Origin of the sequence: Vibrio sp. HI00D65, assembly GCF_001635455.1 — a bacterium.
Taxonomy (GTDB): domain Bacteria; phylum Pseudomonadota; class Gammaproteobacteria; order Enterobacterales; family Vibrionaceae; genus Vibrio.
Genome location: NZ_LWEH01000534.1, coordinates 1 through 270 on the forward strand (window position 1 = coordinate 1; position 270 = coordinate 270).

General features: G+C 48.9%; 1 protein-coding gene. It reads right to left on the reverse strand.

Annotation, left to right across the window (positions count from 1 at the left end; translation table 11 throughout):
• A partial coding sequence (locus A3712_RS23295) for an MATE family efflux transporter (protein WP_269451441.1) occupies positions 1-270 on the reverse strand: 270 nt, incomplete at both ends.

Here is a 270-nt window from a genome sequence, read left to right on the forward strand (position 1 = left end):
TGCTTGCCATCATTTGCACCGTACGATTGTGCGGCAAGTCCGGTTGTCGACATGCGTAAGAAGCCAAGCAACCAAAAGGTCACACTGATCATGGTGCCACCTAACGCCACGCCTCCTAGGTACCAAGAATGTTCTAAGTGGCCGATAACAGCAGCATCCACTAAACCCAGCAATGGGACAGTAATATTAGAGAGCACCATCGGGATCGCGAGCAACAGCACTTGTTTGTGCATTGCTTGATTGAATAGCGTTTGGAAAATAGTTTGGGGA